General features: G+C 75.2%; 20 protein-coding genes. 11 read left to right on the plus strand and 9 right to left on the minus strand.

Features of this window, described 5'->3' with window-relative positions:
• Window positions 1-17 precede the first annotated feature (17 nt).
• Window positions 18-2,720 (plus strand): DNA translocase FtsK, encoded by a 2,703-nt coding sequence (locus PH191_RS05110; protein ID WP_274193506.1) that lies wholly within the window; start codon window positions 18-20, stop codon window positions 2,718-2,720.
• Window positions 2,721-2,743: 23 nt separating this feature from the next.
• Here PH191_RS05110 and PH191_RS05115 read toward each other — a convergent pair whose 3' ends face one another.
• Window positions 2,744-3,427, minus strand: a complete 684-nt coding sequence (locus tag PH191_RS05115; protein WP_274193507.1) for a response regulator — start codon at window positions 3,425-3,427, stop codon at window positions 2,744-2,746.
• The gene (locus PH191_RS05120; RefSeq protein WP_274193508.1) at window positions 3,424-4,581 is read right to left on the minus strand and encodes a sensor histidine kinase; all 1,158 of its coding nucleotides are present in this window, start codon (window positions 4,579-4,581) and stop codon (window positions 3,424-3,426) included. Before PH191_RS05120 ends, PH191_RS05115 begins: the two co-directional genes overlap by 4 nt.
• A 168-nt stretch (window positions 4,582-4,749) precedes the next feature.
• On the opposite strand from PH191_RS05120, the gene PH191_RS05125 reads away from it, so the two are divergent.
• Complete coding sequence (locus PH191_RS05125) at window positions 4,750-5,322, plus strand: hypothetical protein (RefSeq protein ID WP_274193509.1); 573 nt, start codon at window positions 4,750-4,752, stop codon at window positions 5,320-5,322.
• Window positions 5,319-6,398, plus strand: a complete 1,080-nt coding sequence (locus PH191_RS05130; protein WP_274193510.1) for an alpha/beta-hydrolase family protein — start codon at window positions 5,319-5,321, stop codon at window positions 6,396-6,398. Before PH191_RS05125 ends, PH191_RS05130 begins: the two co-directional genes overlap by 4 nt.
• Before the next feature lie 30 nt (window positions 6,399-6,428).
• Here PH191_RS05130 and PH191_RS05135 read toward each other — a convergent pair whose 3' ends face one another.
• A complete protein-coding gene (locus tag PH191_RS05135; protein WP_274189175.1) occupies window positions 6,429-6,950 on the minus strand; it encodes an amino-acid N-acetyltransferase in 522 nt (173 codons plus the stop codon).
• 44 nt (window positions 6,951-6,994) lie between these two features.
• On the opposite strand from PH191_RS05135, the gene rimO reads away from it, so the two are divergent.
• The 4 genes from rimO (at window position 6,995) to PH191_RS05155 (ending at window position 10,922) form a co-directional block, all read left to right on the plus strand.
• Window positions 6,995-8,530 carry a 30S ribosomal protein S12 methylthiotransferase RimO gene (gene rimO, locus PH191_RS05140; protein ID WP_274193511.1) on the plus strand — a complete coding sequence of 512 codons (1,536 nt, stop codon included), beginning with the start codon at window positions 6,995-6,997 and terminating at the stop codon, window positions 8,528-8,530.
• Window positions 8,524-9,147 carry a CDP-diacylglycerol--glycerol-3-phosphate 3-phosphatidyltransferase gene (gene pgsA, locus PH191_RS05145; protein WP_274193512.1) on the plus strand — a complete coding sequence of 208 codons (624 nt, stop codon included), beginning with the start codon at window positions 8,524-8,526 and terminating at the stop codon, window positions 9,145-9,147. The genes rimO and pgsA overlap by 7 nt, the downstream gene beginning before the upstream one ends.
• Before the next feature lie 173 nt (window positions 9,148-9,320).
• A complete protein-coding gene (locus tag PH191_RS30050) occupies window positions 9,321-9,926 on the plus strand; it encodes a helix-turn-helix domain-containing protein (protein ID WP_420791750.1) in 606 nt (201 codons plus the stop codon).
• A gap of 153 nt (window positions 9,927-10,079) precedes the next feature.
• Window positions 10,080-10,922, plus strand: coding sequence for a PspA/IM30 family protein (locus PH191_RS05155; protein WP_274193513.1), 843 nt, complete (start codon window positions 10,080-10,082; stop codon window positions 10,920-10,922).
• 45 nt (window positions 10,923-10,967) lie between these two features.
• Here the strand turns inward: PH191_RS05155 and PH191_RS05160 are convergent, their stop codons facing one another.
• Window positions 10,968-11,768 (minus strand): helix-turn-helix transcriptional regulator, encoded by an 801-nt coding sequence (locus PH191_RS05160; protein ID WP_274193514.1) that lies wholly within the window; start codon window positions 11,766-11,768, stop codon window positions 10,968-10,970.
• On the opposite strand from PH191_RS05160, the gene PH191_RS05165 reads away from it, so the two are divergent.
• Complete coding sequence (locus PH191_RS05165; RefSeq protein WP_274193515.1) at window positions 11,767-12,234, plus strand: DUF2000 domain-containing protein; 468 nt, start codon at window positions 11,767-11,769, stop codon at window positions 12,232-12,234. The genes PH191_RS05160 and PH191_RS05165 overlap by 2 nt on opposite strands.
• A gap of 71 nt (window positions 12,235-12,305) precedes the next feature.
• On the opposite strand, the gene PH191_RS05170 is transcribed toward PH191_RS05165, so the two are convergent.
• The 3 genes from PH191_RS05170 to PH191_RS05180 all read right to left on the minus strand — a co-directional run bounded on the left by PH191_RS05170 (window position 12,306) and on the right by PH191_RS05180 (window position 15,380).
• Window positions 12,306-13,202 (minus strand): DNA-formamidopyrimidine glycosylase family protein, encoded by an 897-nt coding sequence (locus PH191_RS05170; RefSeq protein ID WP_274193516.1) that lies wholly within the window; start codon window positions 13,200-13,202, stop codon window positions 12,306-12,308.
• 20 nt (window positions 13,203-13,222) lie between these two features.
• Window positions 13,223-13,537, minus strand: coding sequence for a hypothetical protein (locus PH191_RS05175; RefSeq protein WP_274193517.1), 315 nt, complete (start codon window positions 13,535-13,537; stop codon window positions 13,223-13,225).
• Between the two features lie 91 nt (window positions 13,538-13,628).
• The gene (locus PH191_RS05180; RefSeq protein WP_274193518.1) at window positions 13,629-15,380 is read right to left on the minus strand and encodes an MFS transporter; all 1,752 of its coding nucleotides are present in this window, start codon (window positions 15,378-15,380) and stop codon (window positions 13,629-13,631) included.
• Between the two features lie 153 nt (window positions 15,381-15,533).
• Here PH191_RS05180 and PH191_RS05185 point away from each other — a divergent pair, with 153 nt between their 5' ends.
• The 3 genes from PH191_RS05185 (at window position 15,534) to PH191_RS05195 (ending at window position 19,506) form a co-directional block, all read left to right on the plus strand.
• Window positions 15,534-17,057 carry a M28 family metallopeptidase gene (locus PH191_RS05185; protein ID WP_274193519.1) on the plus strand — a complete coding sequence of 508 codons (1,524 nt, stop codon included), beginning with the start codon at window positions 15,534-15,536 and terminating at the stop codon, window positions 17,055-17,057.
• A gap of 102 nt (window positions 17,058-17,159) precedes the next feature.
• Window positions 17,160-17,957, plus strand: a complete 798-nt coding sequence (locus PH191_RS05190; RefSeq protein ID WP_274193520.1) for an IclR family transcriptional regulator — start codon at window positions 17,160-17,162, stop codon at window positions 17,955-17,957.
• A gap of 79 nt (window positions 17,958-18,036) precedes the next feature.
• Window positions 18,037-19,506 carry an amino acid permease gene (locus tag PH191_RS05195; RefSeq protein WP_274193521.1) on the plus strand — a complete coding sequence of 490 codons (1,470 nt, stop codon included), beginning with the start codon at window positions 18,037-18,039 and terminating at the stop codon, window positions 19,504-19,506.
• On the opposite strand, the gene PH191_RS05200 is transcribed toward PH191_RS05195, so the two are convergent.
• The gene (locus tag PH191_RS05200) at window positions 19,481-20,452 is read right to left on the minus strand and encodes a hypothetical protein (protein WP_274193522.1); all 972 of its coding nucleotides are present in this window, start codon (window positions 20,450-20,452) and stop codon (window positions 19,481-19,483) included. The genes PH191_RS05195 and PH191_RS05200 overlap by 26 nt on opposite strands.
• A 41-nt stretch (window positions 20,453-20,493) precedes the next feature.
• Window positions 20,494-25,236, minus strand: a complete 4,743-nt coding sequence (locus PH191_RS05205; RefSeq protein ID WP_274193523.1) for an ATP-dependent helicase — start codon at window positions 25,234-25,236, stop codon at window positions 20,494-20,496.
• Window positions 25,237-25,271: the final 35 nt, after the last annotated feature.

Here is a 25,271-nt window from a genome sequence, read left to right on the forward strand (position 1 = left end):
CGGGATACCGTGACGGCATGGCCGGGCGGACCGAGACACCAGACAAGCGCGCGTCCCGTAGCCGCCCGTTGACCGGCGGCCGGACGCCGCGCCGCAGTGGCGCCGGTCCGGAGGCGCCGACCCGGTCGCCCCAGCAGCGCCCGCCCTCGAAGGGCGGGCGCCGCCCCGCCGGCGGCTCGAAGGGCCGGACGACGAAGGGTCGTGCGCCCGCGCGCCGCGGCGAACCCGGGCCGATCGTGCGCACGCTGCGCGCTGGCTGGGTGCTCACCGCGCGCGGCCTCGGCTCCCTGGTCCGCACCCTGGGTCGCGCCCGGGACGTCGACGCCGCCCACCGCCGTGACGGGGTGGCCCTCGGGCTCGTGGTGCTCGCCGTCCTCACCGCCGCCGGCGTGTGGTGGGGGGCCGGCGGCCCGGTCGGCACGGGCCTGGACATCGGCCTGCGCACGATCATCGGCGCGGCCGCCCTGGTGCTGCCCGTCGTCCTGCTGGGCGTCGCGGTCATCCTCCTGCGCACCGACCCGTCGCCCGAGACCCGCCCGCGCAGCGTGGTGGGCGGGCTCCTGCTGGGCGTCGCCGTGCTCGCGGTGTGGCACCTGGTCGCCGGCGCACCCCGCGACCTCGGTGGCCGGCGCGCCGCCGGGGGCGTGATCGGTGCGGTCGTCGCCGACCCGCTGGCCCGCGGCGTCACCACCTGGATCGCCGGCATCGTGCTCGTGCTCGTCGGGCTCTACGGCCTGCTCGTGCTCACGGGCACCCCGGTGCGCGAGGTCGGCGAGCGCCTGCGCGCCCTCGTCACCGGCGAGTACCGCGACGACGAGTGGGGCGGCCCCGAGGACGTCGACGTCGACCGGGTCGACGGGGACGACGGCACGGCGCCGACCACGCGGATCCGTCGTCGACGTCGCGGGGAGGACGCTGCCTCCGAGGAGGACCCGGACGCCGCCGCGCACCCGGCTCGCCACCGCGAGCGCACCCCGGGCGCGGTGCCCGACCTCACGACGCCCCCCGAGGGCGCTGCGGCCGTCGTCGCCGAGCCCGCGGCCGCCGCCCCCGCGCCGCCCGCGAAGAAGCGCCCGGCCGCGGCGGCGCCCGCCGTCGTGCCCGACGTGACCGCGCCGCCGGAGACCGAGCCCGACCCGCAGGCCGCGGCCTCGTTCAGCTCCCAGCGCGAGCCCGGCGCGGACGACGACTACCGCCTGCCGCCACCGGATCTGCTGATCCCGGGCGACCCGCCCAAGGCCCGCAGCGCCGCGAACGACGCGATGATCGAGGCGATCACCGGGGTCCTCGAGCAGTTCAAGGTCGACGCGGAGGTCACCGGCTTCACCCGGGGACCCACCGTCACCCGCTACGAGGTCGAGCTCGGGCACGGCGTGAAGGTCGAGAAGATCACCGCGCTGCACCGCAACCTGGCCTACGCCGCCGCGACCGACCGGATCCTGCTGCTCGCCCCCATCCCGGGGAAGTCCGCGGTGGGCATCGAGGTGCCCAACGCCGACCGCGAGATGGTGCGCCTGGCCGACGTCCTGAACTCGCCGACCGCCCGTGCCGAGACCCACCCGATGGTCATCGGGCTCGGCAAGGACATCGAGGGCCGGATGGTGACGGCCAACCTGGCGAAGATGCCCCACCTGCTGGTCGCCGGCTCCACCGGCTCCGGTAAGTCGAGCTTCGTCAACTCGATGCTGGTCTCGCTGCTCACGCGGTCGACACCGGACGAGGTCCGGATGATCCTCATCGACCCGAAGATGGTCGAGCTGACGCCCTACGAGGGCATCCCGCACCTGATCACGCCGATCATCACCTCGCCGAAGAAGGCCGCCACCGCGCTGGCGTGGCTGGTCGAGGAGATGGAACAGCGCTACACGGACATGCAGGCCAACCGTGTGCGGCACATCGACGACTTCAACCGCAAGGTGCGCTCCGGGGAGATCACCGCGCCGCTCGGCTCCGAGCGCGTCTACCGGCCCTACCCGTACATCATGTGCATCGTCGACGAGCTCGCCGACCTCATGATGACCGCCCCGCGCGACGTCGAGGACGCGATCGTCCGCATCACGCAGAAGGCCCGCGCCGCCGGCATCCACCTGGTGCTCGCGACCCAGCGCCCGTCCGTCGACGTCGTCACCGGCCTGATCAAGACCAACGTGCCGTCTCGGCTGGCGTTCGCGACGTCGTCGCTGACCGACTCGCGCGTCATCCTCGACCAGCCCGGCGCCGAGAAGCTCATCGGCATGGGCGACGCCCTGTTCCTGCCGATGGGCGCGGGCAAGACCAACCGCCTGCAGGGTGCGTTCATCGCCGACGACGAGATCAGCGCCGTCGTCGAGCACTGCAAGGAACAGGCCGACCCGGACTACACCGAGGGCGTCACCACCGAGGCCGCCGGGGAGAAGAAGGAGATCGACGCCGACATCGGCGACGACCTCGAGCTGCTCGTGGCCGCGGCGGAGCTGATCGTCACCAGCCAGTTCGGGTCGACCTCGATGCTCCAGCGCAAGCTGCGCGTCGGGTTCGCGAAGGCCGGGCGGCTCATGGACCTGCTCGAGACCCGCGCCGTCGTCGGGCCGTCCGAGGGCTCGAAGGCCCGCGACGTGCTGTTCAAGCCCGACGAGCTGCCCGACCTCCTCGCGTCGCTGCGGGGCGAGCCGGCCCCGTCGGCGGGTGGGGGCGAGTCCGAGGACCCGGAGGACACCCGCGTGCCGGACGACGACATCTGAGGACCCCGTCGTCGGCGGGAGGATCACCCGGAGCGGCCGTCCCGGTGCTGGTCGAGCCGGGCGCTCACGACCCCCGTCTCGTAGGCCAGCACGACGGCCTGGACGCGGTCGCGCAGGTCGAGCTTGGTGAGGATGCGCCCGACGTGGGTCTTCACCGTCTGCTCGGCGAGGACGAGCTGCGCGGCGATCTCGCCGTTCGACAGCCCCCGGGCGATCAGGACGAGGACCTCGCGCTCGCGCGCGGTCAGCACGTCGATCCGGGCGGACACGGCGCGGGCGGGCACGGCCCGGCTGGCGAAGTCCGCGATGAGCCGGCGGGTGACCGACGGCGCCAGCAGCGCCTCGCCGCCCGCGACCACCCGCACCGCGCGCACCAGCTCCTCGGCCGGCGCGTCCTTGAGCAGGAAGCCGCTGGCCCCGGCGCGCAGGGCCTCGTAGACGTAGTCGTCGACGTCGAACGTGGTGAGCATGAGGACCCGCACCGCGTCGTGACGGGCGAGGATCCGCCGGGCGGCGGCGAGCCCGTCGAGGCGGGGCATCCGGACGTCCATCAGCACGACGTCGGGGGAGAGGCGGTCGACCGCCTCGACGGCCTCCTCGCCGTCCGCCGCGTGCCCGACGACCTCGAGGCCCTCCTGGGCGGACAGCAGGGCGCCGAAGCCCTCGCGGACCATCGCCTGGTCGTCGACGACGAGCACACGGGTCACGGGGCGACCCCGACGGCGCGGACGACCGGCAGCCGGGCGTCGACCGCGAAGCCACCGTCGTCGGTGGGGCCGACGGTCAGCTCGCCGCCCACCGCCGCGGTCCGCTCGCGCATCCCGGGCAGCCCGAGGCCGGAACCGGGCCCGGTCGCGTCGCGGCCCGGACCGTTGACGACGCGGACGTGGACCGCGTCGGGGCCGTGGTCGAGGGTGACGGCGACGGGGGCGCCCGCGGCGTGCCGGGACGCGTTGGCCAGGGCCTCGGCGAGGATCCGGTACGTCGACAGGGCGGCGGCGGGGCCGGTGGACGCGGGATCGCCGGTGGTGGTCACGGTGAGGTCGACGCCGGCGTCGGAGGTCGCGGCGAGCAGGGTGTCGACGTCGGCGACCGTCGGCTGCGGGGCGAGGCGGCCCTCGTCGTCGGTGCGCAGGACGTCGAGGACGCCGCGCAGCTCGGTGAGGGCCTGGCGCGCGGCGTCGGCGACCGCGGAGAACTCGCCGGCGGACGCCTCGTCGACGCCCGGGAGCCGGTAGCGGGCGGTCTCGGCGCGCACCACCACCATCGACATCGAGTGCGCGACGACGTCGTGCAGGTCGCGGGCCACGCGGGCGCGCTCCTGGAGCACGGCGCGCCGGGACTCCTCGTCGGCGCGGAGCTCCTCGACGACGGCGATCTCGCGGCGCTGGGTGAGCACGCGGCGCAGGAGCAGGCCGACGGCCAGCACGACCGCCGTCCAGAACACGGCCAGCCCGAACCCCTCGGGCGCCGCGCCGGTGGCCAGGACGAACGCCCCGGCGAGCCCGACCGCCGCGACGGCGGCGGCCCACGACGCGCACCGGCCGACGACGAGCGCGGTCAGGCCGCAGAGGACCACCAGGTGCACCGCCTGGATCCCGCCGGTGTACCCGGGAGCGGGGCCGACGAGCAGCGCGACCAGCAGGGCGCCGAGCGCCGACGCCCCCCAGGCGCGCCACGGGTGCTCCGGCGCGACGAGCACGGGGAGGGCCACGACGAGGGCGACGGGCAGGGCGGTCGCGGAGGTGACGGCGAGCTCGTTCAGCGACGTCGGCCAGGCGATCGCCAGCAGGATCCCCGCGAGGACGATCCGACCGATCCACGACCAGCGACGCCGTCGCGCGACCCGGGTCCCGTCCATGGCCGGAGAGTAGGAGGACGGAACGGGCCGTGTCGTCACTCCCGGGTAGCGCCTCCGGCCTCCCCCCTGGGTATGACCCGCGACCCGTCCCGGGTCCGGGGTGGCCCCGCCACGACGGCTCCGTGGCACGACGCCCGACGACGGCCCCGGCGATGATCGTTCCGGGTCGTGACCAGCACCGGCGCGACGCGCGTCCGACCGTCGGGGACCGCCGTCGTGCTCGCCGTCCTCGTCGCGCTCGGGGTGCTCCTGCTGTCCACCGGCACCGGGCGTGCCACGGTGACGCAGCGCGGCCCCGAGGACGCCGGGTCCGCCCGCGCGGTCGCGGACCTCACGGGCGCGGACCGCGCCGCCGCCCGGTTGCCGGCGTCGTTCCTGGCCGCGGCGGAGCGCCCGCCCGTCGTGACCGGCGGGATGCTCGTCGACCCGGGCGGGGCGTGCTCCTCGCCGGTCGCGCTGCCGCCGGCGTTCGACGACGCCTGCCGGGCCCACGACCTCGGGTACGACCTGCTGCGCCACGCCGCCACCGAGGGCGGGGTGCTCGGGCCGTGGGCCCGCGAGGCGCTGGACGCGCAGCTCGCCCGGGACCTCGGCCGCGCCTGCGACACCAGCGGGGTCGAGCCCGCCCGCTGCCACCTCCTGGCGGGCCTCGCCGACGTCGTCGTCACCGCCAACTCCTGGCGCCAGGGCTGGAGCGTCCCGGTGGTCGAGCACGGCCCGTTCGTCCGGGACACGACGTGATCGGCGCGCTCCTCCTGGCGGTCTCGACCTACCCGCCGCTGCTGCCGCGCGAGGTGCTCGTGCAGGTCGTGGAGTCGGGGGTGCTGTGGTCGCTGGGCGCCCGGCTCGGTCGGGGGCGCGCACCGCTGGGTCCCGTCGGTGTCGTCGTGACCGCGGCCTGGGTGGCCGTCACGCTCGGGCTCCAGGACGCCCAGAGCGTGGAGCTGGGCCTCGACCCGATCGGCTGGGCGCCCGCGGTGGTGCTCGGGACGGTCGTGCTGCTCGCCGCCCGGGGCGGCATCGCGCGGGTGGCGGTCGTGCCCGCGGTCGTCCTGGTCGCCGCGTCCCTCGTCCCGCTCGCGCACACCCCGCGGGCGGCGGCGTCGCCGGCGTCCGCCGTCGCACCCGCGCTCGGGACGACGCCGGTGCACGTGGACCTCGCCCTCGGGCCGGGCACACCCGCCGACCGGGCGGAGACGGCGGTCCGCCGGCTCGCCGCCGAGGGTGGCCTGGCGCGGCGGACGCTGGTGGTCGTGGTCCCGACGGGCTCGGGCTGGGTCGACGACGTCGCGCTCGACACCCTCGCCGGCGCCACGGACGGCGACGTCGCCTCGGTGGCCGTCGCCTACGACGACGCCCCGAGCTGGCTGTCGTACCTGACCGCCCGCGACGACGCCGTCGCCACCACCGACGCCCTGCTCGCGGCCGTCGCCCGGCACCGGCCGGCGGGCACCCGCGTCGTGCTCTACGGCCAGAGCCTCGGGGCCCTCGCCGGGGCGCAGGCGTGGGCGCGCCATCCCGAGCGGGCCGACGGGGCGTTCTGGGTCGGGCCACCGGCCGACACGCCGCCGTCTCCGGGCGCGGTCACGCTCGCGCACCCGACCGACCCCGCCGCCGTCTGGTCGCCGCGGCTCCTGGTGACGCCGCCGGAGCGGCCCGTCGCCCGGCCCTGGCTGCCGGTCGTCTCCTTCGTGCAGACCTCCGTCGACCTCCTCGGGGCCGTCGGCGCACCGGCCGGGTCGGGGCACCACTACGGCGCCGAGCAGCGCGCGGGCTGGGACCGTGTGCTCTCGGGCGTGACGGCGGCACTGCGCTGACGCTCTCCCGGTCCGCTCGAGAGGCCTGCCCTACAGGTCGAGCAGCATCCGGCTGTTGCCCAGGGTGTTCGGCTTGACGTAGGCGAGGTCGAGGAACTCGGCCACGCCCTCGTCGGCCGAGTGCAGCATCTCGGCGTAGACCTCGGGGGCCACCGGCGAGCCCTCGATCTCCCGGAACCCGTGCTGCTGGAAGAAGGGGAGCTCGAAGGTGAGCACGAACAGGCTGCGCAGCCCGAGGGCCCGCGCCTGCGCCACCAGCTCCTCCACGAGCGCGTGCCCGATGCCCGCGCCCTGCATCCGTGGGTCGACGGCGATGGTGCGGATCTCGGCGAGGTCCTCCCAGAGCACGTGCAGCGCCCCGCACCCGACGACCTCCCGCCCGCGGACCGCGACCCGGAACTCCTGGACCGTCTCGTACAGGGTGACCAGGGGCTTGCGCAGCAGGATGTTGTCGTCGGCGAACGAGTCGACCAGGGTCTTGATGCCGCGGACGTCGGCCGTGCGGGCCCGCCTCAGCAGGACCGGCGCGGCCGTCTCGGGCGAGGGGCTCACACCGGCGGAGGGTAGGCCAGCCCCCGGGCCGATAGGCTGGGCAGGTGGTCGAGAGCTCCCCCGGTACCGATGAGCGTCCCCCACGGGTCTCGCTCGTGACCCTGGGGTGCGCCCGCAACGACGTCGACTCCGAGGAGCTGGCCGGCCGGCTGGCCGCGGAGGGGTGGGACGTCAGCGCCTCCGCCGACGGGACGGACGGCGACGCGGACGTCGTCGTCGTCAACACCTGCACGTTCGTCGAGCAGGCGAAGAAGGACTCCGTCGACGCCGTCCTGGCCGCGGGCGGGGGCAACGCCCGGGTCGTCGCGGTCGGCTGCATGGCGGAGCGCTACGGCGCGGAGCTCGCCGAGGCGCTGCCCGAGGCCGCCGCGGTGCTCGGGTTCGACCACTACGGCGACCTGCCCTCCCGGCTCGACGACGTCCTCGCCGGACGGCCCCTCGCGGCCCACACGCCCAGCGACCGCCGCACGCTGCTCCCGATCAGCCCGGTGAAGCGGCCCGAGGCGGTGCGCGACCAGAGCATCCCCGGCCACGAGTGGGTGCCGACGGTGCCGCGGCAGCGCCTCGACGACGCCCCGGTGGCCCCGCTCAAGCTCGCCTCGGGGTGCGACCGGCGCTGCAGCTTCTGCGCGATCCCGTCCTTCCGCGGCGCCTTCGTCTCCCGCGACCCCCGCGACGTCGTCGCCGAGGCCGCCTGGCTGGCCGACCACGGCGTCGCCGAGGTCCTGCTGGTCAGCGAGAACTCCACGTCCTACGGCAAGGACATCGACGCCCGCGGCGCCGCGGGAGGCGCCCTCGAGCGCCTGCTCGGCGAGCTGGCCGCCGTGCCCGGGCTGCGGCGGGTCCGCGTGTCGTACCTGCAGCCGGCCGAGGTCCGCCCGCCGCTGCTCGCCGCCATCGCCCGCACGCCCCGGGTGGCGCCCTACTTCGACCTCTCGTTCCAGCACGCCAGCGCCGCGGTGCTGCGCCGGATGCGGCGCTTCGGGTCGCGCGAGACGTTCCTCGCACTCTGCCGCGAGATCCGCGCGCTGGACCCCGAGGCGGGCATCCGGTCGAACGTGATCGTCGGCTTCCCGGGCGAGACCGAGGAGGACCTCGCCGAGCTCGAGGCGTTCCTCGCCGAGGCCGAGCTCGACGCGGTCGGGGTGTTCGGCTACTCCGACGAGGACGGCACCGAGGCGCTCGGCCTGCCCGACAAGGTCGACCCGACGGAGATCGCCGCCCGCGTCGAGCGCATCACCCGGCTCGCCGAGCACGTCGCGGAGGACCGGGCCGCGCGCCGGGTCGGCACCACCGTGGAGGTGCTGGTCGAGCGGTACGACGCCGACGACGAGTGCTGGGTGGGCCGCGCCCCGCACCAGGGCCCGGACGTCGACGGCGAGTGCCGTCTGGAGGGCGACCCCGAGCTGCTCGAGGGGCTCGCCCCGGGCGTCGTGGTCCGGGGGCCGGTGACCGACGCCGAGGGGATCGACCTGGTGGTCGAGGCGCTGGCCGTGGTGACCGACGCTCTCGACGATGCCGGCACCGAGCTCGCGTCCGACCCCGCCACCGGTGCGCCGGTCGGTGCCGGAGCGTGGTGACCGACGCCGGCCCGGGCGGACCGACCACCCCGTCGGGCGTGGTCCCCCCGGTGCCACTGGTCAACATCGCGAACGGGCTCACCGTGGTGCGCCTGCTCCTCGTGCCGGTCTTCCTCGTCGTGCTGTTCGTCGACCACGGCCAGAGCCCGGGCTGGCGGTGGGCGGCGTTCGCGGTCTTCGCCTTCGCCTCGCTGACCGACACCTTCGACGGTGAGTTCGCCCGACGCTGGGGCCTCGTCACCGACTTCGGCAAGATCGCCGACCCGATCGCCGACAAGGCCCTCACCGGCGCCGCCCTGGTGGGGCTGTCGATGCTGGGGGAGCTCGCGTGGTGGGTGACGATCACCATCGCGGTCCGCGAGCTGGGCGTGACGCTCCTGCGGTTCTGGGTGCTGCGCCACGGCGTGATCCCGGCGAGCCGGGGCGGGAAGATCAAGACGGTGGTGCAGACGCTCGCTCTGGGCCTCGCGATCATGCCGTTGCCCGCGGTGCTCGAGCCCGCGGTCGCGGTGCTGATGGTCGCCGCCGTGGTGGTCACGGTGGTCACCGGCTTCGACTACCTCATCCGCGCGCTGCGCCTGCGGTCGCGGGCGAAGGCCCGCGCCGCGGCGGTCTGACTCCCGCGGTCCGAGGGGCTCCGACGGCGTTCGCCCTCGGCGAACGCGGCGGGGCTCGCGACGCGCTCCCTGATCGTCGCGCGTCGGTACGGTGGACGGACACGGTCGTCGACGGCCCTCCCTCCGAGGTGCCGCCAGGGGAACCCCGCGCGGCCGGTGGTGGGAGGTGTGGCATGTCGCTGCTGTTGCGGGAGGCCATCGGCGGGAGCATCCGCCGCGCCCGGACCGAGCGTCGCCGCACGTTGCGTGACGTCTCGAAGGAGGCGCGCGTGAGCCTGGGCTACCTCTCCGAGATCGAGCGCGGGCGCAAGGAGCCGTCGAGCGAGCTGCTCGCCGCGATCTGCGAGGCGCTGTCCCTGCCGCTGCCCGAGCTGCTCGACGAGGTGGCCGACGTCCTGCGTCCCGCGCCCCGCCCGGTCCCGGCCGGGGTCGGCGCGGGCGCCGGTGCCGGTGCTCCGCGGGGCTTCGGGGCCGCGCCCGGTGTGGACGCCGCGTTGCGCTCCGCGGTCGAGGAGGCCTTCGAGCCCGCGACCTCCGGGGACGAGGCCTCGGCCCGGATGTCGGCCAGCATGTCCGCCACCCTCCCGACCCCGCCGGAGCCCGAGGAGCCCGGCGCACCGCGCACGGTGGCGCTGCCCGAGCCCGAGGGCCTGCCGCAGCGGGACGCCGACGAGGAGGTCGTGGCGCCCGTGGAGGGGGCGACGACGGTGCGTCTGGTGGGTCTGGCGGGCGGTGCGACCAGCGGTCCGCGGTCGCCCGTGGTGCGCGTCGCGGCCTGAGCCGTGTGATCGGTGTGAGCGTCCGGCCCGCGTGATCGTCGCCGATGGGCGGGTCGGTGGAAGCCTCCGCGAGGAGGTGAGACGATGGTCGGGAGACCAGGCGCGGCTGTCGCGGCCTGAGCCGTATCGACGTCACGAGTTGGGCGGGAGCAGATGGCCAACCCCTTCGTCAAGGCCTGGCGGTACTTCCTGGCCGCGTTCTCCTCGAAGATCGATGAGAACGCGGACCCGAAGGTCCAGATCCAGCAGGCCATCGAGGACGCACAGCGTCAGCACCAGACGCTGTCGCAACAGGCCGCGTCGGTGATCGGCAACCAGCGGCAGCTGGAGATGAAGCTGAACCGTCAGCTGGCCGACATCGAGAAGCTGCAGGCCTCGGCGCGGCAGGCACTGGTGATGTCCGACGACGCGCGCTCCAAGGGCGACGAGGAGTCGGCGCGCCGCTACGAGCAGAGCGCCGAGCAGTTCGCCTCGCAGCTGGTCACCGCGGAGCAGAACGTCGAGGACCTCAAGACGCTGCACGACCAGTCGATCGGCGCGGCGCAGCAGGCCAAGCAGGCCGTCGAGCGCAACGCCAACATGCTGCAGCAGAAGATCGCCGAGCGCACCAAGCTCCTCAGCCAGCTCGAGCAGGCCAAGATGCAGGAGCAGGTCTCCGCATCGCTGCGCTCGATGAGCGAGGTCGCGGCGCCGGGCAACACGCCCTCGCTCGACGAGGTGCGCGACAAGATCGAGCGGCGGTACTCCACCGCGCTCGGTCAGGCCGAGCTGGCGCAGAACAGCGTGCAGGGCCGGATGCTCGAGGTGGAGGAGTCCACCCGCGACTTCGCGGGCAAGAGCCGCCTCGACCAGATCCGCGCCTCGATGGGCGGCGGCGCCCAGATCCCGGCCGGGCAGGCGGCCCAGCCGCAGGTCCAGCCGGCGCAGCCGACGCAGGCCCAGCCCGCGCCGGCGCAGCAGCCCACCCAGAACACGCAGGCCCCGCGCCAGTACTGAGTCGCCGGTACCGAGTCGCCGGTACCGAAGCTCCGGTCCCGGAGGTCATCCGCGCCGGGCCGCTGTGAAGCGGCCCGGCGTGGTGCCGGTGACGCGGCGGAAGTGCCGGGTCAGGTGCGGCTGGTCGTGGAACCCCGCGGCCGTCGCCACCTCGGCCGGCGGCATCCCGCCGAGCACGAGGCGGCGCGCGAGGTCCACCCGTCGTCCCGTGAGGTAGCGGTGCGGCGGCAGCCCGAACTCGGCGCCGAACGCCCGCACGAGGTGCGTCGGGTGCGCGTGGAGCACCCGCGCGGCCTCGTCGAGGCCGAGACCCTCGGGGAACCGGGCGTCGAGGAGATCCCGCAGGCGGTGGGCGAGGCCCGGGTCGCGGGGTGTCGCGGCGCGCTCGTCGCCGAGGTGGGCCGCGAGCCGCTCGGTGATGAACGCGAGCCGGCTCTGCGCCGCCAGCTCCTCACCGGGGTGGGCGAGCGCACGGTGCAACTGGTCGATGCGCCGGCGCAGCACCGGGTCGTCGAACGCCGGCCGGTCCACGGCGCGACCCGTGAGCGAGGGGCCGTGCAGGGCGGTGTCGTCGAGGTAGACGACGCGCTTGCGGAACCCGCCGGGCACGGCCGATCGCCCGTCGTGGGCGACGTGGGGCGGCAGCAGCGTCACCGACGTCGGCAGCGCGCCGTGCTCGTGGCGGTCGAGGTCGTAGCGCACGGCGCCGTGGTCGACGATCAGCAGGGTCCACGCGTCGTGGGTGTGCGACGGATAGGCGTGCTCGGTGAACCGGGCGTGGAACACCTCGGTGACCCCCGGGACCGCCGGGCGCCAGGCGCGGACGTGCTCGGCCGGGCCAGCCATGCCAGGAACGTACAAGACCGGCGCGGTGCGACCCGGTGACGCTGACCCGGTGAGCAGCGCATTCGACACCAAGATCGCCGTCGTCCTGCGGGACGACCTCGCGGGCTGGCAGGCCCTCAACGTCACCGCGTTCCTGGTCAGCGGGATCACCGCGGCGACCCCCGAGCTGGTCGGCGAGCCCTACGCCGACGCCGACGGCACCGCCTACCTGCCGATGCTCGGCCAGCCGGTCATGGTCTTCGCGGGCCACGCCGCCGTGGTGCGCGCGGCCCACGGACGCGCCCTCGGCCGCGGGCTGCGCATCGCGGTGTTCACGGCCGACCTCTTCGCGACGGGCAACGACGCCGACAACCGCGCCGCGGTGGCCAAGGTCGGCCGCGACGACCTCGACCTGGTCGGCATCGCGGTGCACGGGCCCCGCAACGCGGTCGACAAGATCGTCAAAGGCGCGCGGATGCACCCGTGAGGTCGTCGTCGACATCGTGAGGATGCTTCGGTTGTCGAAGCATCCTGTGGTGGAGGGACGCTGCCCGCTCGCTAGTAGCGGGCCTGGCGACCCGACTGCTGCTGGGGCCGGCGGCCCCGCCGGCGCTCGAGCGGGGGATGGGGGCCGGGCTGGCAGGTGGGGCAGAAGTAGGCGATGCGGTCCTCGCGGTCCGGCGATCCCCTATCGGCGTGCTGTGTCTCTGCCTGCCCGGCGGTCCGCACGACGTCGCGGCACCGGCGGCACCCACGCCCGCCGCGCTCGAACACCCAGTGCTGGGCGTTCCCGCCGAGGTCGCCGGTCGTGGACTGCTCGGGGCGCCAGGCGTTGCGTTCGAGCAGCTTGCGGGCCCAGGCGACGGCGTCGTGGACCTGCCGGTCGGACAGGTCGCCCACCGGGGTCCACGGCGAGACCCCGATCAGGAAGCAGATCTCGGCCTTGTAGAGGTTGCCGACCCCGCAGGCCACCCGCTGGTCGAGCAGGGCGGCGCCGAGCTCGCGGGCCGGGTCGGCGCGCAGGCGCCGTTCGACCTCGGCGGCCGCTTCGGGTCCCCAGTCGGGGCCGAGCAGGTCGGGCCCGAGGTGGCCGACCCAGGTGTCCTCGTGTGCGGTGGGCAGCAGGTCGAGGTCGTGCAGCCGGTAGCCGACGGCCACGCGTTCCGGCACCTCGAGGATCGCCCGGATCTGGTGGTCGGCGCCGCCGCGCCAGGGACGGCCCGGCCGGTAGAGGTGCCAGGTGCCGTCCATGCGGAAGTGGCTGTGGAGGCTCGTGGCGTCGTCGAAGCGGGTGAACAGGTGCTTGCCGACGCTGACCACCTCGAGCACGGTGCGCCCGGCGAGGTCGTGCTGCACGAGACGTGGGTGCCGCAGCTCCCCGCGCGTCAGCGTCGCGCCGGCCAGCGCGTCGTGCAGGCGCCTGCCGGCGAGGAAGACGGTGTCACCCTCGGGCACGTCGCCATCGTCCCACCAGGTCAGTCGTCGGGCCGACCGACGCTGACCTCCTGCTCCCCGACGCGGTCGCGCGGGTCGCCGGCCACGTCGACGGGGCGGAGCGCGCCGGCGAGCCGCTCGCGCAGCGAGTTCAGGTCGCGGGTGTGCGGGTCGCGCGGGTCGGTGGTCGTCCGGTCGACGCTCTGCAGCACGTCGACCAGCTGCTCGACCAGGCCGCGGGCCTCCGCGCCCAGCAGCCCGAGGTCGTCGCTGTCGAGGGCACGCGTGACGGTGCCTGCTCGCAGCGCGGCGGTGGCCTGGCGGACCGCCACCACCGGGGTGTCGTCGATGGACATGGAGCCCTCCCGGGACACGTCGTCGGGTCCTGGCGGGAGGGGTGCCACGCGCGGAGCGCAGCACAAACTCCGGGGATCAGCTCTCCGGCACTCAGCTTTCCGGGCGAGCCAGCACGAGCGGGCGGTCGAGGGTGTCCTGGCCCGGGACGACGTGGACGGCCGCGGGCCGGGCACCGGCGAGGCCCGCGATGAGCAGGACGGGGCGCTCCGCACCGGGGTCGGCGGCGAACCCGCCGTCGGGATCGACCGGGATGACCGCGAGCTGCCGGCCATCGTGGCCCACGAGCGTCACGCGGGCCCCGGTGGCCGGGGCGCCGTGGTCGTGCAGGACCCGGCCGCGGACCAGCGCCGGTGCGGCGGGCTCGTCCGCCACCGAGCCGTCGGGGGCGTCGTCCCCGAACGGCTCCACCCGCCGGGCCGGGTCGGGCAGGGAGGGCACGGCGAGGCTGACGAGCAGGGCGAGGACGGCGCAGCCCGCGGCGATGATCAGCGTGGTGCGCAGTGCTCCCAGCGAGGGCACGAGCGTGCCCTCGACCGGCACGGTCGACGCCGAGAGCACGACCGCCGCGACGGCCGACGCCGTCGACGTACCGATCGAGCGCATCAGGGTGTTGAGGCCGTTGGCGGCCGCGGTGCGGGTGGTGGGCACCGCTCGCATGATCAGCGCGGGGAGCGCGCCGTAGGCCAGCGCGACGCCGGCCCCGATCACGGCGATGACCAGCGAGACCTGCCAGGCCGCCGAGAGCAGCAGGGTGCCCGCGCCGTAGGCCGCGGCGATGATGACCAGGCCGATCTGCAGCGACGTCCGAGGACCCCAGATCCTCGAGATGCGGGCGGTCACCGGCGACATCGCCATCATGACGATGCCGTTCGGGGCCAGGGTGAGCCCGGCGACGAGCAGGCTCAGCCCGAGGCCGTGGCCGGAGGCGACCGGCGCGGACAGCAGCTGCGGGAAGACGACCATGCCCGTGAACATCGCGACGCCGACCGGGATCGAGATCAGGTTCGGCAGCAGCACCGCGCGCTGGACGTTGAGGCGCAGGTCCACCAGCGGGTCGCGCACGCGCAGCTCGTAGAGCGCCCACCCGACGAGGGCGACGACGGCGACGGCCGCCGAGCCCAGGGTCGCGGCGCTGGTCCAGCCCCACTCGGCGCCCTTGGAGACGGCGAGCAGCAGGCCGATGAGGCCGATCGAGAGGCCGACCGCGCCGCCGGTGTCGAAGCGCCCGCCGGAGCGGGTGGTCGACTCGGGGATGATCACGGCGACGAGCGCGAGGCCCGCGAGCCCCAGGGCGCCCGCGACCCAGAACAGGGCGTGCCAGTCGGCGATCTCGACGATCACGGCGGCCAGCGGGAGGCCCAGGCCGCCGCCGATGCCCAGCGTCGCGCTCATCAGCGCGATCCCGGACCCGAGGCGCTCGGGCGGGAGCGTGTCGCGCATGAGGCTGATGCCCAGCGGCACCGCGCTCACCGCGACGCCCTGCAGCGCGCGGCCGACGAGGACGGGCACGAGGTCCGAGGTCACGGCGCACAGCACCGAGCCGAGGACGAGCAGCCCGAGCGTGGCGAGCAGGACACGGCGCTTGCCGATCATGTCGCCGAGCCGGCCGGCGATCGGCGTGGCCACCGCACCCGCGAGCAGCGTCGCGGTGATCACCCAGGACGCGGTGGCGGACGTCGTCGAGAGCAGCTGGGGGAGCTGTGGCACCAGCGGCACGACCAGCGTCATGCACAGCGAGGCGACGAGCCCGACCGACGACAGGACCGTGACCACGAGCGCCGGGCGGGGCGCGCCGCTGCCCGATACCGAGTCCACCGACTCCGGAGCGCCGGTGTTCGGCACGCATCCTCCCGGAGGACGTGAGGGGTAATTGGCTGTGCCAACCAACTGTAGACGGCGGGCATTCCACGGGACACGTGTCTCTTGTCGCGCCCCGCGTCCGGTCCGGGCGGTTGCCGTCACCGCGTCCGCACCGATCCGCTACGGTCCGTGAGCATGATCGCGTCTCGACGGAGCGCCGCGGCGCTGGTCATCGTGGCCGCCCTCACGCTCGGGGCCTGCGGCAACGGCGGCAGCGGGGGCGCGGGGACGACGGCCCCGCCCGAGCCCGGCCAGCAGGAGCCCAGCCCGGCGGCCGCGCCCACCGGTGACCCCGGGCTGCCGCGCCGGCTCGCCGAGCAGAGCACCGGCGACGCGGCGTTCGCGCGGCTGGAGGAGCTGCAGCGGATCGCGGACGCGAACGCCGGCAACCGCGCGGCCGGTTCGCCGGGCTACGACGCGAGCGTCGAGTACGTCGCGAGCGAGCTGCGCCGGGCGGGCTTCCGGGTGGAGACCCCGAGCTTCCCGTTCGACACCTTCGCCGTGGACGGCGAGACGCTCACCGTCGGTGGGGCGCCGGGTCCGGCGGTCACCGCGCTGACCTACTCGCCGGCGACCCCGCCCGGCGGCGTCACCGCGCCGCTCGTGGTGGCCCCGGACGCGCCGGCCGACCCGACGCCGGGCTGCGAGGCGACGGACTACGCGAACCTGCCGGCTCGCGGCGCGGTGGTGCTCGTGCGCCGCGGCTCGTGCACGTTCACGCAGAAGCAGCAGGTCGCGGCGGACGTCGGGGCGGCGGCCGTGCTCGTCGGCAACAACGCGCCGGGTCCCCTCGGCGGCACGCTCGGCTCCGTGGCCGAGGGCCGCCTGCCCACCGGCGGGCTCCTGCAGGCCGACTTCGACGGGCTCGTCGCCCGCGGCGGCACCCCGGTCGGCCTGACCCTGGCCACCCGCACGGCCACGGTGACCACCCGCAACGTGATCGCGCAGACCACCACCGGGCGCCCCGACGAGGTGGTCATGAGCGGTGCCCACCTCGACTCCGTCCCGCAAGGACCCGGGATCAACGACAACGGCTCCGGGTCGGCCGCCCAGCTCGAGCTGGCGATGCGGATGGGCGGCGCCCCGCCGGTGACCAACGCCGTGCGCTTCGCGTGGTGGGGCGCCGAGGAGAACGGCCTGCTCGGGTCGACGGCCTACGTGCAGGGTCTGACGCCCGAGGCGCGCCGCGACATCGCGGTGCTGCTCAACTCGGACATGCTCGCCTCGCCGAACCCCGCCTACCTGATCTACGACGGCGACGACTCCGACCGTGAGGGCGCGCCGCCCGGCCCGACCGGGTCCGACGGCATCGAGCGGACCCTCGCCGCGGCGCTCACGGCCACCGGCGTGCAGCCGCGCGGCACCGACTTCGACGGCCGCTCGGACTACGGGCCCTTCGTGGAGGCGGGCATCCCGTCGGGCGGGCTGTTCACCGGGGCCGAGGAGGTCAAGACACCGGAGGACGCCGCGCTGTGGGGCGGCCAGGCCGGTGTCCCGTTCGACCGGTGCTACCACCAGGCCTGCGACACCGTCGCCAACATCGACCGCGTCGCCCTCGACCGGATGCTCGACGCCCTCGCGGTCTCGCTGGGCACCTACGCGGTCGACCTCGGCGGGCCGAACGGCGTCCCGTCGCGGGAGCAGCGGCAGACGCGCTGACGACACGCTAGGGTTGCGTATCCCGCAACCCGAGGTGGCTCCGCTCGCGCGCCGCACCCCGCCGCCCGGTCGCCCTCGTCCGGTCGGAGAGGATGTCGGTCGATGGCACGCACCGACGGCGACAGCGACGGCAAGGAGCCCGCGCTCGTCCGTTCGGTCGATCGGGCGGTCACCGTGCTCGAGGTCGTGGCGGCCCGTGGCGAGATCGGCATCACCGAGCTGGCCGACGAGCTCGGGGTGCACAAGTCCACGGCCTCGCGGCTCGTGGCCGCCCTGGCGCGTCGCGGGCTGCTCGAGCAGAAGGGCGACCGGGGCCGGATCGCCCTGGGCTTCGGCGTCGTCCGCCTCGCGGCGGCGGCCACCGGCAGCATGGACCTCGCCCGTCTCGGCCAGCCGACCTGCCAGCAGCTCGCCGAGGCGGTGGGGGAGACCGTCAACCTCGCGGTGCACGACGGCGAGGCCGCCATCAACGTCGCCCAGGAGTTCGGGACGTCGTCGGTGACCACCCGCAACTGGGTCGGGCGGCGCACGCCGCTGCACGCGACCTCGGCGGGCAAGGTCCTGCTCGCGTACATGAGCGACGCCGACCGCCGCGCGTTCCTGCGCCGGCGCCTGCCCCGCTACACCGAGTCGACGATCACCGAGCCGGCCGCGCTGCGCGCCGAGCTCACCCGGGTGGTCGACGAGGGGAACGCGCGGTCCTTCGAGGAGCTCGAGGTGGGCCTGCACGCCGTCGCGGTGCCCGTGTGGGGCGCCGGCGACGTCGTCGTCGCCGCGCTGAGCGCCGCCGGCCCGGCCTACCGGCTGCCGCGCCGTCGCGCCCGCGCGATCGTCCCGGATCTCCGGGCGGCGGCCGAGGAGCTCTCGACGCGGCTGGGCTGGGTGGGCACCTCGTCCTGATCCGGCGTCCGGGGACGGGCGCCGGCGAGGTGAAGTCCCTGTGTGGCCTCTAGGGGGATCGAGACCGCACCATGGGCGGATGACGACCACGTCGCCCCGCGGGGGGATCGCGGCCCTGTTCCGTCGCAAGCCCGTCGAGGAGATCGAGACGGGTCCCGACGCGGGCGGGACGGGTCTGAGCAGGACGCTCACGCTGCGCCAGCTCACGGCGATCGGCGTCGGCGGGATCATCGGCGCCGGCATCTTCTCGCTGGCCGGGCAGGTGGCCAACGAGACGGCCGGGCCCGCGGTGCTCCTGTCGTTCCTGGTCGCGGGCGTCGCGAGCGCGGCCGCGGCGTTCTCGTACGCCGAGTTCGCCGGGCTCATCCCGCGCGCCGGGTCGGCGTACACCTACGGCTACGTGGTGCTCGGCGAGCTCGTCGGCTGGCTGATCGGCTGGGACCTGCTGCTCGAGTACACCGCGATCGTCGCGGTGGTCGCGATCGGGATCTCCGGTTACTTCAACGACCTGCTCGGGTTCCTCGGGCTCTCGCTACCCGAGTGGATGCTCGGGGCGCCGGGCACTGAGTCCGACGGCCTGCCGCCGGGCACCCACAAGGTCGACCTGTTCGCGATGCTGCTCTGCCTGCTCATCGCGTTCGTGCTCAACCGCGGGATGCGCAACGCCGCCCGCGCCGAGACCGCGCTGGTCTACCTCAAGGTCGGCGTCGTGCTGCTCGTGGTGGTCGTCGGCGCCTTCCACATCGACGCCGGCAACTACAGCCCGTTCGCGCCGTTCGGGCTCGCGGGCATCTTCACCGGCGCCGCGACGGTGTTCTTCGCGGTCTTCGGATATGACGCGATGAGCACCGCCGCGGAGGAGTCGCAGGACTCCCAGAAGCACATGCCGAAGGCGATCCTCTACTCGCTGGCGATCTCGATGGTGCTCTACGTGCTCGCCTGCCTCGTGCTGACCGGCATGGTCGACTACACGCGCATCGACGGCGAGGCGGCCTTCTCGCAGGCGTTCGCCGACGTCGGGCTCCCGCTGGTGGGGCTGATCGTCGCCGTCGGCGCGATCCTCGGCATCCTCACCGTGCTCTTCACGTTCCTCATGGGCGCGACGCGCGTGGGCTACGCGATGAGCCGCGACGGGCTGCTGCCGCCGTGGTTCTCCAAGACCAGCGAGAAGCACCGCGTGCCGAACCGCATCACCTGGGTGCTCGGCGTCGCGTCCGCCCTCATCGCCGGGTTCCTGCCGATCGGCGAGGCCGCCGAGCTGACCAACATCGGCATCCTGCTGGCCTTCGTCGTCGTCTGCATCGCCGTCGTCGTGCTGCGCTACCGGCGCCCCGACCTGCCGCGCTCGTTCCGCTGCCCCGGGATGCCGGTGGTGCCGATCATCGGCGTGGTCTTCTCGCTCTGGCTGATCACGTTCCTCGACCCGCAGACGTGGCTGCGGTTCGCCGTCTGGTTCCTGATCGGGCTCGTGATCTACCTCGTCTACGGCCGCCGTCGCTCGAAGCTGGCCCCGGGGAACGAGGTCAGCCCAGGTCCGGGTGGTCCTTGACCCACCAGAGGAACTGGCGGGCGTGGTCGAGGTCGACGAAGCGGTGGCCGACGAGCTCGACGAGCAGGTCGTTGCTCCAGTGCACGAGCCGCCCGATCGTCTGCCCCGTGGTCGCGGGGGCCGGGAGCTCGAGGCCGAACACCCGGCGGGCGATCTCGCGCTTGCCCCCGGCCGGGCTCGAGTAGACCAGGATCGGCAGGAACCGCTCGGGCTCGGCGATGCAGAGCACCCGGGTCAGCATCGACTCGCGGAAGCCGGGCATGGCCGGCGGCTCGTCCGAGGTGATCAGCGTCGTCAGCCGGTCCTCCTGCGAGGCCGGCTCCTCGCCGCGGAGCAGGTACTCGATCACCCCGCGGAACGCCTCGGCCGCCTGCTGGTTGCCGAGGGTCTTCCACTCGTCGTTGAAGCGGCTCATGTTGCCGGGCCTCGCCACGACCTTGCTGTTGGCGAAGTCCTTGAGCGCGACCGGCGTGGTGTACGGGAGGGCGTCGGCCTCGAACGCCTGCCGGTAGACGTCGCGGTAGAGCCCGGCCTCGGGGTCGGGACGCGGGAAGTCGGCGAGGAACTCCTTGCGCAGGCTCTCCAGGCGCACCAGGGCGCCGGGCGCCACGTCGTCGACGGTCGGGAAGCGGCGACGGGCCATGTCGACGCCCTCGACCGGGCGGGCGCCGCGGGACGGCCGCGAGCTGCCCGGGACCGACGTCCGGGCCCGGGGCGTGGTCGCGCCGGAGGGGGTCGCGCCGGGGCCGGTCGAGCGGGGGGTGGTGGTGCGGGTCGTCGTGCTCCGCGACCGCGTCGTCTGGCTGATCGCCCGGGGTGAGATCGGCTTGGCGCCGAGCACCCACTCGTGCCCACAGCTGGTGCAACGCATCATGTTGCGCCCGTCGTCGGCCATCCCGAGGTACTCGGCCGCGGACTGTTCGCACGTGGGGCACGCCAGCGCCATACCGCTCCCTGCTGTTCCCTTGATCGGTGTCGGCGCCCACCCTAAGCCCGCAGGCGCAGGCCCTTCGGGCTGTGCCGGAAGCCGGCGTCGGTGAGCACCTCGGCCAGGATCCCGTCGAGGGCTCCCGAGCCGTCGGCCTTCTCGACGGCGATGCCTCCCAGCCAGCCCTCGTGCACGGCCGTGGCCAGCGCGGACGCGGCGGCGGCGAGGGCGTCGCGCTCGCCGGTGAAGCTCAGCAGCGACTTGCCGCCCCGCTCGACGTAGATCGCCGGCTCCCCGTTCGCGAGCACGACGAGGGCGCCCGCCTTGCGCCCCGGACGATGGGAGTTGTCGCCGGTCGTCGGCGGCCACTCCAGGGCCGCGCCCCACGGCTGGGCGGGGTCGGTGGCGGCGAGGACGAGGGCGGTCGGCGCGCTGCCGTCGTCCTCGAGGCGCGACTCGGCCCGCAGCCGGTCGATGGCGCCGGGGACCGCGAACTGCGCCGCGCCCAGGCCCTCGATGACGTAGCCGCGCCGCGCCCGGCCCGACTCCTCCATCGCCCGCAGCACCGGGTAGATGCCGGCGAAGCCGCCGGTGACGCGCTCGGTGTCGAGCGCGCCGCGGGTGAGCACGCCGTGGCGCTCGAGGAACGCCTCGGTGCGGGCCTGGGCCCTCCGGGTCGGCTCCGCCTCGCGGACGGGCACGCCCGACCAGCGGCCCTGGGCCGTCGGCGGACCGGTGCGCGAGGGCATGGGCGCGCGCCCGAGCCGTGCGTAGCGACCCCGCGACGGCGAGCGGCGCTGCTTGTGCGCCCCGCCACGCGAGCCCCCGCTGCCGCGCGACCCGCCGCCGGACACGAGCGCCCGGACCGGCGCGAGCGTGTCGTTGGTCGCGAGACCGGCCCACACGAGGTCCCACAGCGCGGCGACGAGCGTCGCGTCATCGGGCAGGTCGATCTCCCGGGCCGTCTCGGCCTCGCCGCCCTCTCGCAGCACCGCCTGCGTGCGCTCGGTGAGCTGGCGGAAGAACAGCGCACCGCCCGCGTCGAGCGTCTCGCGCAGCGCGCGGTGCAGGGGGGTGTCGACGTGCTCGTCCTCGGGGTCGGGCAGCAGCAGGTCGGCGAGGTCGGTGGGCGCGACCGCCAGCCACCCGTCGCCACCGGCCAGCGAGCCGCACCCGGTCCACGTGACCTCCCCGGCGCTGGTGAGCTCGTCGAGCAGCGCGGGGGAGTAGCCGGGCAGCCGGGCCGGGAGCACGAGGCTCTCGAGCGCGCTGGCCGGGATCGGCGCGCCGGCGAGCTGCTCGACGACGCCCAGGACGTCGTCGGGACCGGGCGAGCGACGCATCCGCTTGGGCCCGATCCCGTGCCACGACGGCAGGAAGCGTCCCAGCGCCGCCGGCTCGACGGGCTCGACCTCGGCGCGCAGCCGGGCCAGCGAGCCGCGCCGCAGCCGGCGCAGCACCTCGGCGTCGCACACGTCCGGGCCGGTGGCGGGCAGGTCGGCCGGCACACCGGGCAGCGGCAGCGCGCCCTCGGGACGCAGCTCGCCGCGCATGAGCCGGCCGGACGAGACCAGGCGGTCGACCACCCCGCCGACGACGGCCGTGCCGAGCGCGAAGCGGTGGGCCGCGGCGGCCACCGGGAACGGCCCGCGGGTGCGGGCGAAGCGGGCGATGAGATCGCCCAGCGGATCGGCCACCGGCTCGGTGAACGCCTCGGGCACGCCGACCGGCAGGCCGGCGCCGAGGGCGTCGCGGAACCGGCCCGCGTCCTCGATCGCGATCCAGCGCTCCTCGCCGGCCACCCGCACCCGGATCACCCGGCGCGCGGACTCCAGCTGGGTGAGCCACTGCTCCTGCACGCCGCGGGCCGCCGCCTCGGCGGTGGTGAGGTCGCCGACGAAGCGCAGCAGGTCGGCGGTGCCCTCGGCGTCGCGGACGTGGCGTTCCGGGTCGGTGCGCTGCAGCTGGCCCTCGATCTCGGCGAGGACGTCGCCGTCGAGCAGCTCACGGATGGCCTCGGAGCCCAGGAGCTCGGCGAGCAGCGTCGAGTCGAGCGAGAGGGCGGCGGCGCGGCGCTCGGCCAGCGGGGCGTCCAGCTCGTAGAGGAACATGCCGACGTAGCCGAACATCAGCGTGCGCGCGAAGGGCGACGCGCTGGTGGTGGCCACGTCGACCACCTGCACGGCCCGCGAGCGCACGTCGCGCATGAGCTCGGCGAGCCCCGGGACGTCGTAGACGTCCTGCAGGACCTCGCGCATCGTCTCGAGCACCACCGGGAACTGCTCGAACCGGCTCGCGACGCTCAGCAGCTGCGCGGCCTTCTGGCGCTGCTGCCACAGCGGGGTGCGGCGTGTCGGGTCGCGGCGCGGGAGCAGCAGCGACCGGGCCGCGCACTCCCGGAAGCGCGCGGCGAACAGCGCGGAGTTGCTGACCTCGGCCGTGACCACCTGCTCGACCTCGTCCGGGTCGAGCAGCACGTCCTCGGCGGTGGGCATGATCTCCTCGCCGGCGTCGTCGAGGGCCTCGGGCAGCCGCAGGACGATGCCGTCGTCCGCGCTCGCCGCGGACACCTCCAGGCCCCGCGTCTCGCGGAACCGCGCGGCGATCGCCAGCGCCCACGGCGCGTTGACCTGCGCGCCGAAGGGGGAGTGCACCACGAGCCGCCAGTCGCCCAGCTCGTCGCGGAAGCGCTCGACGACGATGGTGCGGTCGCTGGGGACGTGGCGCGTCGACTCCTTCTGCTCGCGCAGGTAGGTCAGGAGGTTGGTCGAGGCGTTGGCGTCCAGCCCGGCGGCCTCGGTGCGGGCGTGGGCCGCCTCGTCGTCGGCCGCGGCGACCTCGCGCACGAACGCCCCGAGCGCGCGGCCCAGCTCCAGCGGGCGGCCGGGGGCGTCGCCCTTCCAGAACGGCATCCGCGCCGGCACGCCGGGCGCGGGCTCGGCGACGACGCGGTCGCGGGTGATGTCGAGGACGCGCCAGCTGGTGGACCCGAGCAGGAAGGTGTCGCCCACCCGGGACTCGTAGACCATCTCCTCGTCGAGCTCGCCCACCCGGGACCCGCCGGTGCCGCCCTCGCCGGAGCCGGGCGTGACCACCGTGTAGAGCCCGCGGTCGGGGATCGTGCCCCCGCTGGTGACCGCGAGGCGCTGCGCGCCGGGGCGCCCGGCCAGCTGGTCGGTGACGCGGTCCCAGGTGATGCGCGGGCGCAGCTCGCCGAAGTCGTCGCTGGGGTAGCGCCCGGCGAGCATGTCGAGCACGGCCTGCAGCGCGGAGTCCGGCAGCCCCGCGAAGGGCGCGGCGCGCCGGACCAGCGACGTGAGGTCGTCGACCGACCACGGCTCCATCGCCGTCATCGCCACGACGTGCTGGGCGAGGACGTCGAGCGGGTTGCGTGGGTAGCGCATCGCCTCGATCTGGCCGCCGGCCATGCGCTCGGCCACCACGGCGCACGAGACGAGGTCGCCCCGGTACTTCGGGAACACCACGCCCTCGCTCACGGCGCCGACCTGGTGGCCCGCGCGGCCGACCCGCTGCAATCCGCTGGCCACCGACGGCGGCGCCTCCACCTGGATCACGAGGTCCACCGCGCCCATGTCGATGCCCAGCTCGAGGCTCGACGTGGCCACGACGCACGGGAGGTGCCCGGACTTCAGCGCCTCCTCGACCAGGGTGCGCTGGGTGCGGCTCATCGAGCCGTGGTGGGCGCGGGCGACGATCACCTCGGCGGGCTCGGCCGTCCCCGACTGCCCGACGGCCTCGGCGGGGAACGCGGTGCCGACGACCGGCGCGACCTCGTCCGCCTCGTCGTCGGTGTCGAGCTCCACGGGCGGCCGCTCCTCCTCCGCGGCGTGCGCCCGCTCGGTGGCGAGCTCGTTGATCCGCGCGGTGAGCCGCTCGGCGAGCCGGCGGGAGTTGGCGAACACGATGGTCGAGCGGTGCTCGCCGACGAGGTCGAGCACGCGCTCCTGCACCGCCGGCCAGATCGAGGCCTTCTGCGCCGCGCCGGCCGCCGAGCCCTCGACCTCCTCCTCGACGCCGGGCCCCGAGTCATTGCCGCCGCCGTCGAGCGCGGCCATGTCCTCGACCGGCACCTCGACCCGGACTTGCACGGTCTTCGCCGTCTCCGGGTTGACGATCCGCACCGGGCGCCCGCCGCCGAGGAAGGACGCGACCTCGTCGACCGGGCGGACGGTGGCCGAGAGCCCGATGCGCTGGGCCGGGGCGTCGAGCAGGGCGTCGAGGCGCTCGAGGCTGAGCGCGAGGTGCGCCCCTCGCTTGGAGGCGAGCACGGCGTGCACCTCGTCGACGATCACCGTGTCGACCCCGCGCAGCGACTCGCGCGCCGCCGAGGTGAGCAGCAGGAACAGCGACTCGGGCGTGGTGACGAGGATGTCCGGCGGCGTGCGGTTGAAGCTGCGCCGCTCGTCGGCGGGGGTGTCGCCGGTGCGCGAGCCGACCGTGACGTCGGGCTCGGTCATCCCGAGGCGGTGCGCGGCCTGGCGCAGCCCGGCCAGCGGCGAGCGCAGGTTGCGCTGGACGTCGACGGTGAGCGCCTTCATCGGCGAGACGTAGAGGACCCGGCAGCGGCGCGTGGCCTCCTCGGGCGGCGGCGTGGTGGCCAGACGGTCGAGCGCCCAGAGGAACGCCGCGAGCGTCTTGCCCGAGCCGGTGGGCGCCACGACCAGCGCGTGCTGCCCCTCGGCGACCGCCTCCCACGCGCCCTCCTGCGCGGCGGTGGCCCCCTCGAACGCGCCCGTGAACCAGTCGCGGGTGGCGGGGGAGAAGCGTTCGAGGACGGTCACGGCTCCATGGTGCCCCGGACCCCCGACAACGACGC

Source organism: Actinomycetospora callitridis (assembly GCF_028737265.1).
In the GTDB taxonomy this organism is placed as follows: domain Bacteria; phylum Actinomycetota; class Actinomycetes; order Mycobacteriales; family Pseudonocardiaceae; genus Actinomycetospora; species Actinomycetospora callitridis.

What these genes read in the sequence shown, in the direction of transcription:
- PH191_RS05165 (WP_274193515.1), top strand. Translation starts at nt 11,767, where the DNA reads ATGCCAGGAACGTACAAGACCGGCGCGGTGCGACCCGGTGACGCTGAC.
- PH191_RS05110 (WP_274193506.1), top strand. Translation starts at nt 18, where the DNA reads ATGGCCGGGCGGACCGAGACACCAGACAAGCGCGCGTCCCGTAGCCGC.
- PH191_RS05120 (WP_274193508.1), bottom strand. Translation starts at nt 4,581, where the DNA reads ATGGACGGGACCCGGGTCGCGCGACGGCGTCGCTGGTCGTGGATCGGT.
- PH191_RS30050 (WP_420791750.1), top strand. Translation starts at nt 9,321, where the DNA reads ATGTCGCTGCTGTTGCGGGAGGCCATCGGCGGGAGCATCCGCCGCGCC.
- PH191_RS05175 (WP_274193517.1), bottom strand. Translation starts at nt 13,537, where the DNA reads ATGTCCATCGACGACACCCCGGTGGTGGCGGTCCGCCAGGCCACCGCC.
- PH191_RS05160 (WP_274193514.1), bottom strand. Translation starts at nt 11,768, where the DNA reads ATGGCTGGCCCGGCCGAGCACGTCCGCGCCTGGCGCCCGGCGGTCCCG.
- PH191_RS05195 (WP_274193521.1), top strand. Translation starts at nt 18,037, where the DNA reads ATGACGACCACGTCGCCCCGCGGGGGGATCGCGGCCCTGTTCCGTCGC.
- PH191_RS05190 (WP_274193520.1), top strand. Translation starts at nt 17,160, where the DNA reads ATGGCACGCACCGACGGCGACAGCGACGGCAAGGAGCCCGCGCTCGTC.
- PH191_RS05200 (WP_274193522.1), bottom strand. Translation starts at nt 20,452, where the DNA reads ATGGCGCTGGCGTGCCCCACGTGCGAACAGTCCGCGGCCGAGTACCTC.
- PH191_RS05185 (WP_274193519.1), top strand. Translation starts at nt 15,534, where the DNA reads ATGATCGCGTCTCGACGGAGCGCCGCGGCGCTGGTCATCGTGGCCGCC.
- PH191_RS05155 (WP_274193513.1), top strand. Translation starts at nt 10,080, where the DNA reads ATGGCCAACCCCTTCGTCAAGGCCTGGCGGTACTTCCTGGCCGCGTTC.